Below are 17,171 nucleotides of genomic sequence, written 5' to 3'. Positions count from 1 at the left end.
AGGGCCCCCGGGACATCCCGGGGGCCCTCACTCGTGTCCCGGGCGGGCCGGGACGCACAAGGCTCAGACGCGGGCCTCGGGGTGGCGCAGGCACCAGCCCTCCCAGGCCGAGGCGACCATCGTGCGGATGTCGTGACGGGCCTCCCAGCCCAGTTCCGCGCGGATCAGGTCGGCGGACGCCACGACACGTGCCGGGTCGCCCGGACGGCGCTCGACGACGGCCGGCGCAGGCTCCCGCCGGCCGGTGACGTCCTGGATGGTGCCGACCATCTCGGCCACCGAAACACCCTCGCCGCGGCCGATGTTGAGGACGAGCGAGGCCGACGCGTCCTCGGCGAGCCGGCGGGCGGCCGCGACATGGGCGGAGGCGATGTCCTCGACGTGGATGTAGTCGCGGATGCAGGTGCCGTCGGGCGTCGGGTAGTCGTCACCGAAGACCCGCGGGGCCTCGCCGGCCGTGAGCCGCTCGAAGACCATCGGCACCAGGTTGAAGACGCCGTCGTCGCCGAGCTCGGGCGAGGCCGCGCCCGCGACGTTGAAGTAGCGCAGCGAGGCCGTGGCCATGCCGTGCGCCGTGCCCACGGCGCGTACCAGCCACTCCCCCGCCAGCTTGGTCTCCCCGTACGGGCTCATCGGCAGGCACGGGGTCTGCTCGGTGACCAGGTCGACGTCGGGCATGCCGTACACGGACGCCGAGGAGGAGAAGAGGAAGCGCCGCACACCGGCGTCGGCGGCCGCCTCCAGCACGCTGCGCAGGCCCTCGACGTTCTCGTAGTAGTAGTGCAGCGGCTTCTCGACCGACTCGCCGACCTGCTTCTTGCCCGCGAGGTGCACGATCCCGGTGACGGCGTGCTCGCGCAGGACACGGTCGACCAGCTCACGGTCCAGGACCGTGCCGATCTCCAGCGGGACCGTGCCGGGGACCCGGTCCTTACTGCCGGTGCTGAGGTCGTCGAGGACGACGACGCTCTCGCCGCCGTCGGTCATCGCCTTCACCACGTGCGATCCGATGTAACCGGCGCCGCCGGTGATCAACCACGTCATGCCAAATGCCTCTCGCAGGACGGCCCCGCCCCGCGGAGTCCGCGGGACAGGGCCACTGTTCTGTGCGTGTGCAGGGGACGTCAGCCGCCGATGACGACCCGGCGTACGCCTTCCCAGCGGGCCGGGTCGGTGGTGCGACGGCCGTCGACCAGGACGCGGACCTCCGGCAGGTCGGAGGCGGCGAGCTCGCGGTACTCCGCGTGGTCGGCCTGGAGGATCGCGGCGGTGACCGGCTCACCCGCGTGCGGCGTGAGGCCGTGCGCGGTCAGCTCGTCGGCCGTGTACATCGGGTCCGACACGAACGGGACGGCGCCACGGGCCTTGAGTGCCTCGACGGTCGGGAAGACGCCGGAGAAGGCGGTCTCCTTGACGCCACCGCGGTACGCGGCACCGAGCACCAGGACGTTGACATCCTTCAGGTCGCCGTAGGCGGCGGCCAGCAGGTCGACGGCGTACTCCGGCATGGCGGCGTTGGCCTCGCGCGCCGAGCGCACGACGGTCGCCTCCGGGTCGTTCCACAGGTACATCCGCGGGTAGATCGGGATGCAGTGACCGCCGACGGCGATGCCGGGCTGGTGGATGTGGCTGTACGGCTGCGAGTTGCAGGCCTCGATGACCTTCTTGACGTCGATGTCGTTCTTGTCGGCGAAGCGGGCGAACTGGTTCGCCAGGCCGATGTTGACGTCGCGGTAGGTGGTCTCGGCGAGCTTGGCGAGCTCGGAGGCCTCGGCGGTGCCCAGGTCCCACACGCCGTTCGGCTGCGCCAGGTCGGCGCGCTCGTCGAAGTCGAGGACCTTCTCGTAGAACTCCACGCCGTGCTTCGTGGAGGCCTCGTCGATGCCGCCGACCAGCTTGGGGTAGCGGCGCAGGTCGGCGAAGACGCGGCCGGTGAGGACGCGCTCCGGCGAGAAGACCAGGTGGAAGTCCTCGCCGGCGGTCAGGCCGGAGCCCTCCTGGAGCATCGGCGCCCAGCGGGTGCGCGTGGTACCGACCGGCAGCGTGGTCTCGTAGGAGACGAGGGTGCCGGGCTTCAGCCCCTTGGCGATGGCCTTGGTGGCGGAGTCCATCCAGCCGAAGTCCGGGGTGCCCTCGGCGTCCACGAACAGCGGGACGACGACCACGACGGCCTCGGACTGGGCGACGGCCGCGGCGGTGTCGGTGGTGGCGCTGAGCAGGCCGGCGTTGACGGTCTCCTTGAGCAGCCGGCCGAGGTCGTGCTCACCGGGGAACGGCTCGGTGCCGGCGTTGACCAGCTCGACGACCTTCTCGTTGACGTCGGCGCCGATGACCTTGTGGCCCTTGGCCGCGAACTGCACGGCGAGCGGAAGCCCGATCTTGCCGAGCGCAACTACACAGATATTCATCGGGATACTTTCCTCTTCACACGGACCAGCAGGGGCCGCACACGCGACCACCATTTGTCGGAGGGCGGGAACAGGAGGCCGGTCACGACCACCATCCGGCCCTTGGCGTTCACACGCGCGGCCACTCGGTAGGGGGTGCCGCTGCGCCAGCGCCGGGCCAGCGGCATCGGCTTGTCCTGGGCGCGCACGGGGATCTCGTACGTCCAGCCCGCGATGTCCACATGGACGCGCACACCGAGCGTGGCCGTACGGGCCGCTACGGGGATACGGGCCCGCAGCACCGTGCCCGCGCCGTCGGCGGACACTTCCTGGGAGAACTCCCCGACAGGGGGCGGGAGTTCCTGCCCGGCGGGCAGCCTGCGCCCGCCCGCCTTGTCGGCGCTCTTGGGCATGGCGCCCTGGACGAGGCGCACCACGGCCGACTCGGTGTCGCCCCTCAGCGCGGTACGCACCGCGACGGACAGGAACAGATCGTCGCCGCTCTGCTCCCACTCGGCCGAGACCAGTTCCGTACCGGCCGCCAGCATGGCCGGCACCGACTCACCGAGCACCTCGTAGATCCGGTCCGGGATGCCCACGGCGGGGTCCCGGAAGCCGGTGTACGCGGCGAAGGCGCGGTCGCCCTCCAGGTGGAAGGGGATCGGCGCGCCGTTCTCCTCGGCCTCGATCGCGGCGGCGAGCTCGTCGACCATGCCGCGCTGGGCCAGCGTGAGCCGCACCCGTCGCGTCACGGGCAGCGAGTCGGCCAGCCGCTCGGTGAGGTAGTCGTCGGCAAGCTCGGCGATCCCGGCGCAGACCTCACGCCTGGTCTGCTCGTCGAGCGAGGGGAAGTCGCCCTGGACGAGCTTGGCCAGCTCCCAGGTGAAGTGACGCTGGAAGACGGTGTCACGCTGCGGTCCGGCCTCGATCAGCCCGGCCGCGTGCTCCAGGATCCGCGCGGTGCACCGCAGCCGCGAGAGATGGTTGGCGCGGTAGGTGATGTTGCTCGAGTCCCCGCGCTTCACCGCGTAGTAGTACGTGTAGTCCGCGAGGACCGAGATCTTCCGGGCCCTGACGCACGCCTCGATGGTGAACGGCTGGTCGCTGCCGACCGGCAGGTCCTCCGGGAACCGCAGCTTGTGCCGCTCCACCAGATCGCGGCGGAACAGCTTGGTGTTCGCCAGGGTGAACGGCAGCGCCGAGTCGTACAGGCTGACGTCCGGGTTGCTCTTCTTGTAGAGCGCCTGGTGGACATAGCGGCCGTTGGTGCCGACCATCTTGCCGACCACGACGTCGGAGTCGTGCTTGTCGGCGCACTTCACCATCCGCGCGAGAGCCTCTTTGCCGAGGTAGTCGTCGGAGCCGATGAAGTAGACGAAACGCCCGGTGGCCACCTCCAGCGCCCTGTTGCTGGGCGCTGCGGGGCCACCGGAGTTCGCCTGGTGAATCACCTTGACGGTCTTCGGGTACTTCTTCGCGAACCGGTCGAGCTCCGCTCCGCTGTCGTCCGTCGAGCCGTCGTCGACGGCCACGATCTCCAGCCTGTCCAGGCCAATGCTCTGCCCGACAAGAGAGTTAAGGCATTCCGTCAGATACGGCATCGTGTTGTACACGGCCACAACGACGGTGACATCAGGACTGGTCAAGGCTCCTCGCCCTACTGGGCCGCGGTGTACGCGGAGAGATCGACGGTGACTCCACCGGCGGCGGACTCCAGCACGGCTGCCGCGACCTCGACGGTACGAAGACCCTGCCGCAGTGTGCAAATGTCGTCGGACTTGCCGAGCACCGCGTCCCGGAAGAGCTCGTGCTCCACCAGCAGCGGCTCACGCTTGGCGATCGCGTAACGGATCATGTCGCCCTCCGCGACACCGCGGAACGCCTGGACCGCTTCCCACTCGGTGGCCTGGGAGGCGTTCGCGTAGAAGGTGAGGTCGGCGGTGAGGGTGTCCGCGACGAAGCAGCCCTTCTCGCCGGTGACCGAGGTGAAGCGCTCCTTGAGCGGGCTCAGCCAGTTCACCAGGTGGTTGACCATCGTGCCGTCGGACAGCTGGCCGACGGCCGACACCATGTCCTCGTGGGGCCGGCCCGACTTGGAGACCGTGCGCGCCGAGATCGAGGTGTAGGTCTGGCCGGTGACCCAGCCGGTGAGGTCGATGTCGTGGGTGGCGAGGTCCTTGACCACGCCGACATCGGCGATGCGGTGCGGGAAGGGGCCCTGGCGGCGGGTGACGACCTGGTAGACGTCGCCGAGCTCACCGGCCTCCAGCCGCTGGCGCAGCGAACGCAGCGCGGGGTTGCAGCGCTCGATGTGACCGACGCCGGCCACCAGACCGCGGGACTCGAAGGCCTCGACGAGCCGGCGGGCGCCGTCCACGGTGTCCGCGACGGGCTTCTCGATCAGGGCGCCGATACCGGCCTCGGCCAGCTTCAGGCCGACTTCCTCGTGCAGGGCGGTCGGGCAGGCCACCACGGCGTAGTCGATGCCGAGCGCGATGAGCTCCTCGACGGTCGACAGCACGGGGGCGCCCTGCGCCCAGCCGTTCTTGTCGCCCATCGGGTCGACGACGCCGACGAACTGGACGCCGTCGAGTCCGGCCAGCACACGGGCGTGGTGGCGGCCCATCGAGCCGAGGCCGATGAGGCCGGCCCGCAGTCCCGGAGCGGTGGTCACAGGTTTTCTCCCAGCTCGTTCACGGCGGCGGCGATGCGCTCGAGGTCCTCCGCGGTCAGCGAAGGGTGCACCGGCAGCGAGACGACCTCGGCGGCCGCACGCTCGGTCTCGGGCAGGTCCCAGTTGCGGCCGGCCTTCTGGTCCGGCTCCCAGTACGGCTTCAGCCGGTGGATCGGGGTCGGGTAGTAGACGGCGTTGCCGACACCCGCCTCGGTCAGCTTGGCCATCGCGGCGTCGCGGTCCCCGCTGACGCGGATCGTGTACTGGTGGTAGATGTGACGCGCACCCTCGGCGACGGTCGGCGTGGTCACGGCCGGCGCGGTGATGTTCTCGGTGAGGTACGCGGCGTTGGCGATGCGCTGCTCGGTCCAGCCGTTCAGCTTCGCCAGCTGGACGCGGCCGACGGCGGCGGCGACATCGGTCATGCGCATGTTGGCGCCGACGATCTCGTTGGCGTACCGCTGCTCCATGCCCTGGTTGCGCAGCAGGCGCAGGGTGCGGGCGACCTCGGCGTCGGCCGTGGAGATCATGCCGCCCTCGAGGGAGTGCATGTTCTTGGTCGGGTAGAAGCTGAACGTTCCACCGGAGCCGAACGCGCCGACGGGGGTGCCGTTCAGCGCGGCCGCGTGTGCCTGGCAGGCGTCCTCGACGACGGCCAGCTTGTGCTTGGCGGCGATGGGCATGATCTTGTCCATCGCGGCCGGGTGGCCGTACAGGTGCACCGGCATGATCGCGGCCGTGCGCGGGGTGATGGCGGCCTCGACCGCGGCCGGGTCCAGGCAGTAGCTGTCGGCCTCGATGTCGGCGAAGACGACGTCTGCGCCGACGAGGCGGACCGCGTTCGCCGAGGCGGCGAAGGAGAACGAGGGAACGATCACCTCGTCGCCCGGACCGATACCCAGAGCCAGCAGAAGGAGGTGCAACGCGGAGGTACCGGAGTTGACGGCGACGCAATGACGGCCGTCGACCAGGTCGCCGAAGCTCTCCTCGAATGCGGCCACTTCGGGGCCCTGCACCACGCGACCGCTGCGCAGTACGCGTACCGCGGCCTCGATTTCTTCCTCACCGATGACCGGGCGGGCAGCGGGAATGGGCTGCTGGTTGCTGCTCGTCATGGACGTCCTCCTTGAACACCGCAAGAGCTCTTTGTGGCAGAGGTCTGGGGCGGTGCGGACGTCTTGCGAGGCCGCGCACACCCCTCCGGCGCAAAGCCAACGCCCTACCGAGGAACTGGGACCGGTCGTGTCCCGAACCGGGTCGGTCACCTACCGTAGTGTCCGGAACGGGAGTCTCACCCGGCAGCGACCGCCGTCACATTATCAGGGATTTCCTAGTCAATTTCGGGGCTGTTAACGGAGCACTGCATCAATTCGGAGACAAAAACCGTGTCCCACCCCTGAGCCTGTGGGATGGGACACGGCTCGTTCACTGAGGGCTCATCAACTGTTCAGCTCTCGGTGGTCGCCGTCACCGACGGCAGCGACTGCTCGGCCGCGGCGGTCTTCTTCGCACCGGCCTTCTTGGTGGTCGTCTTCTTCGCCGTCGTCTTCTTGGCCGCCGCCTTCTTGGTGGCCGTGGTGGCGGCCTTCTTCGCGGTGGCCTTCTTGGCCGTCTTGCGGACCGCCTTCTTGGCAGGAGCCGACGACTCCGCGTCGTCCGCCGGCGCCTGCGGCTCCGCGCCGTTCTCGGCGGCGACCACGACGACCGCGGCCTCCTCCGCACCGGACGGCGAACCGGCCGGGGCGCTGACCTTGCGGGTCGCCCGGCGGCGTGCCCGCGGCGGAGCCACCGGCGCGGCCTCTTCGGCCGCGGGGGCCTCGGGCTCGGCAACCGGCTCCTGAGCCGGCTCGGCGGGCGCCTTCACCAGCGTCTCCACGACGGTGGGGTCGGTGGTGGGCGGAGGACCGGCGGGCGCGGACGCCTTACGGGTGGCCCGGCGGCGACCACGGCCCGCGGGGGCCGCCTCGTCGACGGGGGCCGCGGCGGCGACCGGCTCCGGCTCGGCCTGGGGCTCCGCCTTCGGCTCCGGCGCCGGCTCGACGACGGTCTCGGCCGCCGCGCTCTGCGCCTCGGCCGACCTCGGGGCACCGCTCGGCGCCGAGGCCCGGCGGGTCGCCCGCCTGCGGCCACGGCCGCGCGAAGCGGCCGCCTCGGCCTCGGCAGCGCTGCTGTAGAGGTCCTCGTCGGGCTGGAAATCCGGCTCCGGCAGCGCGGCCGGGGCAGCGGTCTCCGCGGCGACCTCCGCCTCGCTCTCGGTCTCGGTCTCGGCGGGTGCCTCGGCCGTGGCGTCGAGCTCGTGCTCGTGGACGTGCTCCGAGCCGCCGCGGCCGCGCTTCTTGGAGCGCTTGCCGCCACCGCCACCGGCGGCCGTCGGCTGCTCCATGTGCACGATCACACCGCGCCCGTTGCAGTGGACACAGGTCTCGGAGAAGGACTCCAGCAGACCCTGGCCCACCCGCTTACGCGTCATCTGGACCAGGCCCAGCGAGGTGACCTCGGCGACCTGGTGCTTCGTGCGGTCACGGCCCAGGCACTCCAGCAGCCTGCGCATGACCAGGTCACGGTTGGACTCGAGCACCATGTCGATGAAGTCGACGACGACGATGCCGCCCAGGTCGCGCAGCCGCAGCTGACGCACGATCTCCTCGGCCGCCTCCAGGTTGTTCCTGGTGACGGTCTCCTCGAGATTGCCGCCCTGACCGGTGAACTTGCCGGTGTTGACGTCGATCACGACCATGGCCTCGGTCTTGTCGATCACCAGCGAACCACCGGACGGCAGCCAGACCTTGCGGTCCAGCGCCTTCATGAGCTGCTCGTCGATCCGGTACGTCGCGAAGACGTCGACCTCGCTCGTCCACCGCTGAAGGCGGTCGGCCAGGTCGGGGGCCACGTGCTGGACGTAGCCGTGGATCGTCTCCCACGCCTCGTCACCGCTGACGATGACCTTCGAGAAGTCCTCGTTGAAGATGTCGCGGACGACACGGACGGTCATGTCCGGCTCGCCGTACAGCAGCGACGGCGCGTTCGAACTGCCGCCGCTCTTCGACTTCTTCTGGATGTCCTCCCACTGCGCCTGGAGCCGCTCGACGTCACGGCGCAGCTCGTCCTCGCTCGCGCCCTCGGCCGCGGTGCGCACGATGACGCCCGCGTCCTCGGGAACGATCTTCTTGAGGATGGTCTTCAGCCGGGCCCGCTCGGTGTCGGGCAGCTTGCGGCTGATACCGGTCATCGAGCCCTCGGGCACGTAGACCAGGTAACGGCCGGGCAGGGACACCTGGCTCGTCAGACGCGCGCCCTTGTGACCGATCGGGTCCTTCGTCACCTGGACGAGCACCGACTGGCCGGACTTGAGCGCGGCCTCGATACGGCGGGGGCCGTTGGCCATGCCCAGCGACTCGAAGTTGACCTCACCGGCGTACAGGACGGCGTTACGGCCCTTGCCGATGTCGACGAACGCGGCCTCCATGGACGGCAGTACGTTCTGCACCTTGCCCAGGTAGACATTGCCGACGTACGAGGTCGCCTGCTCCTTGTTGACGTAGTGCTCGACGAGCACGTTGTCCTCGAGGACGCCGATCTGGGTGCGCTCGCCGCTCTGGCGGACGACCATGACCCGCTCGACGGCCTCGCGGCGGGCGAGGAACTCGGCCTCGGTGATGATCGGGACGCGGCGGCGACCCTGCTCGCGGCCCTCACGGCGCCGCTGCTTCTTCGCCTCCAGACGCGTGGAGCCCTTGATGGACTGCACCTCGTCGGAGGGCTCGTCGCTCTTGGCACGGGCCGGACGCGGCTCGCGGACCTTGACGACCGTGCGCTCCGGGTCGTTCGGACCGGACTCGTCCTCGGACGTCGGCTCACCGCTGCGACGACGACGGCGACGGCGACGACGGCTGCTGGAGCTGCCGGCCGAGGGGGCGTCGTTGTCGCCCTCCTCGTCGGAGTCCTCACCGTCACCGGCCTCGGCGTCCTCGGCGGCGGCCTCGTCGGACTGCTCGTCCGACGCCTCGTCGGCGTCCGGGGCCTCACCGCGGCGACGGCGGCGGCCACCACGGCGGCGACGGCGCGAGGGACGGTCGCCGTACTCGTCGGAGTCCTCACCGTCGCCGGCCTCGGCGTCCTGGTCGGACTCCGTCTCGGCGGCGGGCTCGGGCTCCTCGGCGACAGGGGCCTGGGGCTGCTCGGCGGCCTCACCGCGACGGCGACGGCGACGACGGCCCGCGGGCTCCGGGGCGGCCTCGGCGACCGGCTCGGCGGTGGCCGTGTCCTCGTCGGCCGCGGCCGACGCGTCGGTCTCCTCGTCCGGGTCGAGAGCGGCAGCGGCGGCGGCCGTCTCCGGGGTCTGGAACATGGGCTCGGCGAAGACCGGGGCCTGGAAGAGGGCCACGGCGGGCCGGGCGGCGCGGCGGGTGCGCGCGGGGGCCTCGCTCTTCGCGGCCTCCTCGCGCGGCGCGGGCGCCTCCTCGGCGGCCGGCTGCGCGGTGGTCTCGGGCGAGACGGCGCGGCGGCGCGTACGGCCACGGGTCGCGGCCTTCTCGGCTGCCGCGACCTCGTCCTCGCGGGAGGTGATCTGTGCGACGGCGCCCTCGGGCAGGCTCTCGCCGGACTCGACGGCGTCCTCGTCGGTCGCGACCTGCGGGGCGGCGGCCGGCGCGGTGGCCTTGCGGGCGGAGCGACGGCGGCTGCGACCGGCCGGCGCTGCCTCGGGCTCGGCGGCCTCGGCCGGGGTGGCCTCGGTCTCGGACTCGGCCTGCGCCGTGGGGGCACCGGCGGGCGCGGAGGCGCGGCGGCGGGTCCGGCGCGGGGCAGGAGCCTCGGCAGGGGTCTCGGCGGGGGCCTCGGCAGGCGCTTCTTCGGCGACCTGCGCGGCGACGGCGGGCGCATCCTCCACGGCGGCGGCGATCTCGGCGCCCTCCGGCGCACTCACCTGCCGCGTGGCCCGGCGGCGCTTGCGCGGCGCGGGAGCCTCGGCCGGCGTCTCCTCGGCCACCTCGGGGGCGACCGTCTCCGCCACCTCGGCGGCAGCGGCGATCTCGGCAGCCTCGGGCGCACCGGCAGGAGCCGTCGCCTTACGCGTGGCACGACGACGCGCACGCGGCGCCGGAGCCTCGGCCGGCGTCTCCTCGGTGACCTCGGGGGCGACCGTCTCCGCCACCTCGGCGGCAGCGGCGATCTCGGCGCCCTCGGGCGCACCGGCAGGAGCCGTCGCCTTACGCGTGGCACGACGACGCGCACGCGGCGCGGGCGTCTCCTCGGCAGCCGCAGGAGCGACGGCCTCGGCCGCCTCCTGCACGGGAGCTGCCACGTCGGCGCTCTCCGCGGAGGCCGTTCCGGCCGGCGGACCGGCGGGGCGCGAAGCTGCGCGGCGCCGACGGCGCGGCGGCAGCTTGTCGCCAGGGGTGTTGTCGTTCTGTTCGTTGTCTCCGGCAACGCCGGATTCAGTCGGCTCGAGCATGCGGGCGGTTCTCCCGTCACGCTCCCGGGCGCCGCGCCTCATTCCGGTCCGGCCGCGGCCCGCGTGATGTGCGCGGTGCCGCCGTCCGGGGCGCGGGCGCCGCACGGGAGCTGTTATGTCTGGCTCGCCGGTTCCGTACGCGATGTACGCACGGCCTGGCGAAAGTCTCCTGGTCCTTGCGCGGCCCGACCCAGGTGGCTCCCGGATGCGAGAGCCGCGCTACAACGACTGCTCCAACGCGGCGGGACCTTCGGGCGCCGTCGCGGGGTGTCCCCCCGGCGAAGCTAGGGGGAGGCTGTTCCGACGGCCGTGGGTGAAGCGGCCGGAACTGCCTCGCGGTCGAGCGCGAGCGGGTCGGTCACCGTGCCGGACTCCTCGTCGAAGAGCCCCTGCGCCAGCCTGGTCACCGCTGCGGGGACCGGCGGCGCCAGGTCGGCCACAGCGTGGAGACCGGACAGGACGTCGTCGGGTCGCACGGCAGGTGTCACGTGCCGAACAACCAGCCGCAGTATCGCACAGGGCTCGACCCCGGGCCTATCAGGCTGTGACGGACCCGCCTGCAGATCCGCCACCGCACCCCGCGCATCGAACGTGCGTACGCCGTTCTTGGTCTTGCGCTGGACTTCGACGGTGCCGGCCGCCAGGAAGGCCTCGACGGCCTTCTCCGCGTCCTCCACCCGCACGCCCTCCAGCCGCAGCTCCCACACGGACGCGGTGAGCCGGTCGGCGAGCCCGGACGTACGGGCCTCGACGGCCTCGGTGATGTCCAGACCCGTCGGCAGCGACTCGTCGAGCAGTTCGCGCAGTGTGTCGGGGTCGCGGTGCTCGCTGAGGGCGATCTCCAGATACTCGGCCTCGCTGCCCGTGCCGGTGGGTGCGGCATTGGCGTACGACACCTTCGGATGCGGGGTGAAGCCCGCCGAGTACGCCATGGGCACCTCGGCGCGCCGCAGCGCCCGCTCGAAAGCGCGCTGGAAGTCACGGTGGCTGGTGAACCGGAGGCGGCCGCGCTTGGTGTAGCGCAGACGAATGCGCTGCACCGCAGGTGCGGGCGGCGGGCCTTCGGGCTGTCGCTTGCCCAGTGGTTCTTCTCCTCGGTGCGGGACGGGCGCGGGGGGCGCGCCGCCCTCGTCGATGCGGGGTGTCCCGTGGGGGCCCGTCCGGCTCACCCCTGCTTGTGCAGGGAGATCTCGGGCTCGGCCGCCGCGCCGGGGACAGTCGTTGTACTACCCAGAGTACGCGCCCGAGGCACGAGCGGTTCCCCAGGTTCCGCATACCCCGGCCCGCCGACCAGTGCACGCCACGCGTCACGCCTCGCCTGCCGGATCGTTTCCCTCGCCGAACGGGCCGCCGCCGCGGCCGCCCGGCCCGCCTCGACCACGGCTCTCTTCGCCGGACGCCAGACGACGTCCCGCACGGCGTGGCCTACGGGAGTGCACACACTCCCGTAGAACCAGCGCACCGGCCGGACCACGAGCCTGACGACGAGCCACCGCACGGCACTGCCGACCGCGCTCGACACATAGCCGGCGACCCGCCAGGCGACGGCGAAGGCCGCACCGATCTCACGGCCGAGCGGCACCAGCACACGCTGGAAGATCCACACGAGCGGTGCGACGACGAGCGTGCCCACCAGCCACACCACGGGCCCGACCAGCAGGGTCAGCACGACCCAGGTGACGGCCGCCCACAGGCCGCGGCCGAGAACGGCCAGTCCGTGCCCGAGGCCGGCCGCCAGCAGGACGATGCCGTGCCCCAGCGGCGTCAGCACCTGCCGGTACAACCACACCGCCGGAACCACCAGCCCGTACGTCACCACCGGCACCACGAGATAGCGCCACAGCCCCACCCACGGCCAGACGAACAGCACCTTGCCCAGCACCACCGCAAGCCACGCCAGACCCTGCCCGACCGGCCTCAGCAGCGAACGGTGGACCCAGCGCGCGGGCGCCACGACAAGACGCCCGACAAGCCAGGCGATGCCACGCCCCGCCGTCCCGAGCGTCCATCCGATGCCGCGCCCCAGGCCGATCAGCACCCCGGCGACACCCCGGCCCACCGGCGTCAGCACCTGCCGGTACAACCACACCGCCGGAACCACCAGCCCGTACGTCACCACCGGCACCACGAGATAGCGCCACAGCCCCACCCACGGCCAGACGAACACCGCCTTGCCCAGCACCACCGCAAGCCGCACCAGAGCGTGCCCGACCGGCGTGAGGACTGCCTCGTACACCCACGCCAGGCCGCGCCCGACCGGCCGCAGCACCGTGCGGTGGAGGGCCCGGCCGCCCAGGGCGAGCAGATCCCAGACCATGCGCACCGGTACGACCACGACGAGGACCACAATCCGCACGGGCACCCGCACGAGGGTGGTCAGACATCCCTCACCCGGCTCGTACCCCGCCGGCGCCTGATGCCCGCCGTACCCCTGACTCCGGCGAACCGGCGTGTGTGCCGGCGGCCGCTTTTCCACGTCCATGTCAGGCAGGACGCATCACAGGTCCGTCCGGATCCAGTACCTGCGTTTTCCGCCCCGCTCGTCCTCCAGAACACCGCCGTTGGCCTCGATCACCTTGCGCGAGGCGGTGTTGGCGAGGTCGCAGGTGAGCAGCACGGAGTCGATCCCGAGCTCATGTGCGTAGGGAAGGGCCTGGCGCAGCATCGCGGTGGCGTGTCCGCTGCGCCGGGCGCACGGTCGCACCGCGTAGCCGATGTGCCCGCCCAACTCGTGCAGGAACGGCGTGAGTCGATGCCGGATCGCCAGCCGCCCGAGGAAGACATCGCCGTCCAGGAACCAGAGGTTGGTATGCGGCACCCAGCCCTCGGGGCGCGGGGTCTCCTCCAACGCCTCGGCCCGCAGGCGCCCGACGTACTCGGCGAAACCGTCCGGCCGGTGCCAGACGCGGCCGAACTCCTCGATCTCGTGCGCCAGCAGGGTGTCGGGGTCGGCCCCCTCGGCGAGGAACTCGTCCATCGCGGCGAGGAAGGAGGTGTGGACGCCGGTGACGGGAGCGGTGAGCTGCGGCATCGCCCCATTGTGCCCAGACGCCGACGGGCCCGGCCACGCGGTTCCCCACGCGACCGGGCCCACCCCGAGAGCTACTTGACGACGGTCAGCGGCAGCAACTTCTTGCCGGTCGGGCCGATCTGGATGGAGGTGTCGAGCTGAGGACACACCCCACAGTCGAAGCACGGCGTCCAGCGGCAGTCCTCGACCTCGGTCTCGTCCAGCGAGTCCTGCCAGTCCTCCCAGAGCCAGTCCTTGTCGAGACCGGAGTCCAGGTGGTCCCAGGGCAGGACCTCCTCGTACGTACGCTCCCGGGTGGTGTACCAGTCGACGTCCACGCCGAATTCGGGGAGCGTCTTGTCCGCGCAGGCCATCCAGCGGTCGTACGAGAAGTGCTCGCGCCAGCCGTCGAAGCGGCCGCCGTCCTCGTAGACGGCGCGGATCACGGAGCCGATGCGGCGGTCGCCGCGCGAGAGCAGGCCCTCGACGATGCCGGGCTTGCCGTCGTGGTAGCGGAAGCCGATCGAGCGGCCGTACTTCTTGTCGCCGCGGATCTTGTCGCGCAGCTTCTCCAGCCGCGCGTCGGTCTCCTCGGCGCTCAGCTGCGGGGCCCACTGGAAGGGAGTGTGCGGCTTGGGGACGAAGCCGCCGATGGAGACGGTGCAGCGGATGTCGTTCTGGCCGGAGACCTTGCGGCCCTCGGCGATGACCTTCACGGCCATGTCGCCGATCTGCAGGACGTCCTCGTCGGTCTCGGTGGGCAGGCCGCACATGAAGTACAGCTTCACCTGGCGCCAGCCGTTGCCGTAGGCGGTGGAGACCGTACGGATCAGGTCCTCCTCCGAGACCATCTTGTTGATGACCTTGCGCAGGCGCTCGGAGCCGCCCTCGGGGGCGAAGGTGAGGCCGGAGCGGCGGCCGTTGCGGGTCAGTTCGTTGGCCAGGTCGACGTTGAACGCGTCGACGCGGGTGGACGGGAGGGACAGACCGATCTTGTCCTCCTCGTACCGGTCGGCCAGCCCCTTGGCGATGTCGCCGATCTCGCTGTGGTCCGCGGAGGACAGCGAGAGCAGGCCGACCTCTTCGAAGCCGGTCGCCTTCAGGCCCTTGTCGACCATGTCGCCGATGCCGGTGATGCTGCGTTCGCGCACCGGGCGGGTGATCATGCCCGCCTGGCAGAAGCGGCAGCCGCGGGTGCAGCCGCGGAAGATCTCGACGGACATGCGCTCGTGGACGGTCTCGGCGAGCGGGACGAGGGGCTGCTTGGGGTAGGGCCACTCGTCGAGGTCCATGACGGTGTGCTTGGACACGCGCCACGGGACACCGGACTTGTTGGGTACGACGCGGCCGATGCGTCCGTCGGGCAGGTACTCGACGTCGTAGAAGGCCGGGACGTAGACGCTGCCGGTCCTGGCGAGGCGGAAGAGGACCTCTTCGCGGCCGCCGGGGCGTCCTTCCGCCTTCCAGGTGCGGATGATCTCGGTCATGTCGAGGACGGCCTGCTCGCCGTCGCCGATGATCACGCAGTCGACGAAGTCGGCGATCGGCTCGGGGTTGAAGGCCGCGTGGCCGCCGGCGAGCACGATCGGGTCGTCGAGGGTGCGGTCCCGCGACTCCAGCGGAATGCCGGCGAGGTCGAGGGCCGTGAGCATGTTGGTGTAACCCAGCTCGGTGGAGAAGCTGAGGCCGAAGACGTCGAAGGCCTTCACCGGGCGGTGCGCGTCGACGGTGAACTGCGGCACCCGGTGTTCGCGCATCAGCTCTTCGAGGTCGGGCCAGACGCTGTAGGTGCGCTCCGCCAGCACGCCGTCACGCTCGTTCAGTACCTCGTAGAGGATCATGACGCCCTGGTTGGGGAGTCCGACCTCGTACGCGTCGGGGTACATGAGCGCCCAGCGGACGTCGCAGGCGTCCCAGTCCTTGACGGTGGAGTTGAGTTCTCCTCCGACGTACTGAATCGGCTTCTGGACGTGCGGGAGAAGCGCTTCCAGGCGTGGGAAGACCGACTCGACAGGCATCGTGGTGTCTCTCATGAGCGGGTTGGGTGACCATCCAGCGTACCCCCGATGCTCACCCGGTCAGCGCAGTCCGATGATCCTTCTTGGCGGCCTTGGCCCAGACGCCGGGCAGCTCCCGCTCCAGATCGGCCGCCTCGCTCTCCTCGCGGCCGTGCAGGAGTCCCCAGGTGAAGGCGGATTCTCCGGCGGCGTGGGCCTGGATCGCCAGATCGCGCAGGGTGCCGCGGGCGACGACGCTGTCCTGGTGGTCGCCGAGCAGGGTCTGCACGCTCTTCATGGCCTTGGCGAAGCGCTTCGCCGGTTTGCCGAGGGCGGGCCTGGCGGCCTCTCCGGCGTAGCGGGCGCGCTTGGCGGCCTTGCGGGCCTCGTGGAGTGCGACGTCCCGTTCCTCGCCGGGTTCCATGCCGAGGGCGGGCTCGACCCGGCCGGCGAGGCGCTCGAAGTCCTTGGTGATCGCCTTGGGGATGACGTCGGTGGGGTCGCCGGCGGCGCCCTTGCGCAGCGGCGGGTCGGCGAGGAGCGCGTCGAGGGTGTCGAGGAGGTCGAGGTAGCGCGTGCTGTCCAGGGTGGCGATGGCCCTGCGGCGGGAGTCGGAGCCCTGTGAGGCGTTCCAGACCTGGAGCCGTGCGCGCACGGGTCCGAGCAGCAGTGTCTGCGGTACGGCGGCGATGCGGGTGTCGAGCCGTGCGGCGAGTACTTCCTGGTCGCGGGCGACGCCGAGCTCCGCGGCCAGCCACTTGAGCTCGTCGCCGACGGGATCGGTGACGGTGCGGTCGAGGATCTTGCGGTAGGTCTTGAAGGCGCTGCGGAGCCTGCGGGTGGCGACGCGCATCTGGTGGACCGAGTCGGGGAGGTCGCGGCGTACGGCGGGGTCGTAGGCGAGGACGGCCTCGATCTGCTCGCGGACGTAGTCGAGGATGTAGGCGCCCGCGCTGCCGGGTGTGACGACGGGCCCGGCGGACTTCCCGTGCGTCTGCTCGGCGCTGTCCTCGTCGGGGGCGGTCTCCTCCAGTGCGCGGGCCAGTTTGGAGGGGCTCGCGGCCCGGACGAGTCCGGCCTTGCGGAGCTTCTTGTCGATCGCGTCGAGAAGGGCCGGATCCTTGCCGTCGGCGAGTTCGACCTCGATCTCGTCCCATGCGGCGGTGCGCAGCTCGCCCGGGGCGAGCCGCTGCGCGTGGACGGTGTCCTTGCTGAGTTCGGCCAGGAGGTCGCCGTTCTCGTCGACCAGGTGGAGGACGTCGCGGGCGGTGCGGAGGCGGACGACGGGTACGAGGCCGGCTCCGCGGACGCGGGCCGTGACGAGGTGCGCGATCTCCTCGGGGACCTCGTCGGAGAGCGGCGCCTGGATCTCGTCGCGCACGTCGGGCGCGACGGGGAGCTTGAGGTGCCAGCCCGCGTCCGCGCCCCCGGTCCTGCGGCGCAGGGTGATGGAGGCTGCGGAGAGCCGCAGGTCGGCGGTGTCGTAGTAGACGGCGTCGAGCTCGGTGACGCCCTGTTCGAGCGTTGCGGCGACTGCGCCGACCTTGGTGAGGTCGGGCAGTTTGGTGTCGGGGGCGGCCTCGTACTTTCGCTCGATCTCTCGCTTGGTGTCCACCATGAGTCGAACTTACCCATGATTGGGTTCGCCAGA

The 17,171-nt window shown here is 71.3% G+C and carries 11 protein-coding genes; all 11 read right to left on the bottom strand.

The window, feature by feature from the left end; all coding sequences use genetic code 11:
* Positions 1–63 precede the first annotated feature (63 nt).
* Positions 64–1,044, bottom strand: coding sequence for a UDP-glucose 4-epimerase GalE (gene galE / locus RPQ07_RS24575; RefSeq protein WP_313946343.1), 981 nt, complete (start codon positions 1,042–1,044; stop codon positions 64–66).
* Positions 1,045–1,124: 80 nt separating this feature from the next.
* On the bottom strand, positions 1,125–2,408 hold the full coding sequence (locus tag RPQ07_RS24570; protein ID WP_313946342.1) for a nucleotide sugar dehydrogenase: 1,284 nt from the start codon (positions 2,406–2,408) through the stop codon (positions 1,125–1,127).
* Positions 2,405–4,033: a glycosyltransferase family 2 protein gene (locus RPQ07_RS24565; RefSeq protein ID WP_313946341.1), complete on the bottom strand. Its 1,629-nt coding sequence runs from the start codon at positions 4,031–4,033 to the stop codon at positions 2,405–2,407. The genes RPQ07_RS24570 and RPQ07_RS24565 overlap by 4 nt, the downstream gene beginning before the upstream one ends.
* Positions 4,034–4,044: 11 nt before the next feature.
* The gene (locus tag RPQ07_RS24560) at positions 4,045–5,061 is read right to left on the bottom strand and encodes a Gfo/Idh/MocA family protein (protein WP_327684243.1); all 1,017 of its coding nucleotides are present in this window, start codon (positions 5,059–5,061) and stop codon (positions 4,045–4,047) included.
* Positions 5,058–6,176, bottom strand: coding sequence for a DegT/DnrJ/EryC1/StrS family aminotransferase (locus tag RPQ07_RS24555; RefSeq protein ID WP_313946340.1), 1,119 nt, complete (start codon positions 6,174–6,176; stop codon positions 5,058–5,060). Before RPQ07_RS24555 ends, RPQ07_RS24560 begins: the two co-directional genes overlap by 4 nt.
* A 332-nt stretch (positions 6,177–6,508) precedes the next feature.
* Positions 6,509–10,513 carry an Rne/Rng family ribonuclease gene (locus RPQ07_RS24550; RefSeq protein ID WP_313946339.1) on the bottom strand — a complete coding sequence of 1,335 codons (4,005 nt, stop codon included), beginning with the start codon at positions 10,511–10,513 and terminating at the stop codon, positions 6,509–6,511.
* Between the two features lie 284 nt (positions 10,514–10,797).
* On the bottom strand, positions 10,798–11,553 hold the full coding sequence (locus tag RPQ07_RS24545; protein ID WP_313946338.1) for a TIGR03936 family radical SAM-associated protein: 756 nt from the start codon (positions 11,551–11,553) through the stop codon (positions 10,798–10,800).
* Between the two features lie 125 nt (positions 11,554–11,678).
* Complete coding sequence (locus RPQ07_RS24540) at positions 11,679–12,995, bottom strand: hypothetical protein (RefSeq protein ID WP_313946337.1); 1,317 nt, start codon at positions 12,993–12,995, stop codon at positions 11,679–11,681.
* 15 nt (positions 12,996–13,010) lie between these two features.
* Positions 13,011–13,544 (bottom strand): GNAT family N-acetyltransferase, encoded by a 534-nt coding sequence (locus RPQ07_RS24535; protein ID WP_313946336.1) that lies wholly within the window; start codon positions 13,542–13,544, stop codon positions 13,011–13,013.
* Positions 13,545–13,615: 71 nt separating this feature from the next.
* On the bottom strand, positions 13,616–15,541 hold the full coding sequence (locus RPQ07_RS24530; protein WP_313949013.1) for a TIGR03960 family B12-binding radical SAM protein: 1,926 nt from the start codon (positions 15,539–15,541) through the stop codon (positions 13,616–13,618).
* A 52-nt stretch (positions 15,542–15,593) separates the two neighbouring features.
* Complete coding sequence (locus RPQ07_RS24525; RefSeq protein WP_313946335.1) at positions 15,594–17,138, bottom strand: CYTH and CHAD domain-containing protein; 1,545 nt, start codon at positions 17,136–17,138, stop codon at positions 15,594–15,596.
* Positions 17,139–17,171 lie beyond the last annotated feature (33 nt).

It is taken from the genome of Streptomyces sp. AM8-1-1 (assembly GCF_032229325.1).
GTDB lineage: Bacteria > Actinomycetota > Actinomycetes > Streptomycetales > Streptomycetaceae > Streptomyces > Streptomyces achmelvichensis.
The sequence above is the reverse complement of the archived record's forward strand: the minus strand, read 5'-3'. Positions and strand labels throughout refer to the sequence as shown.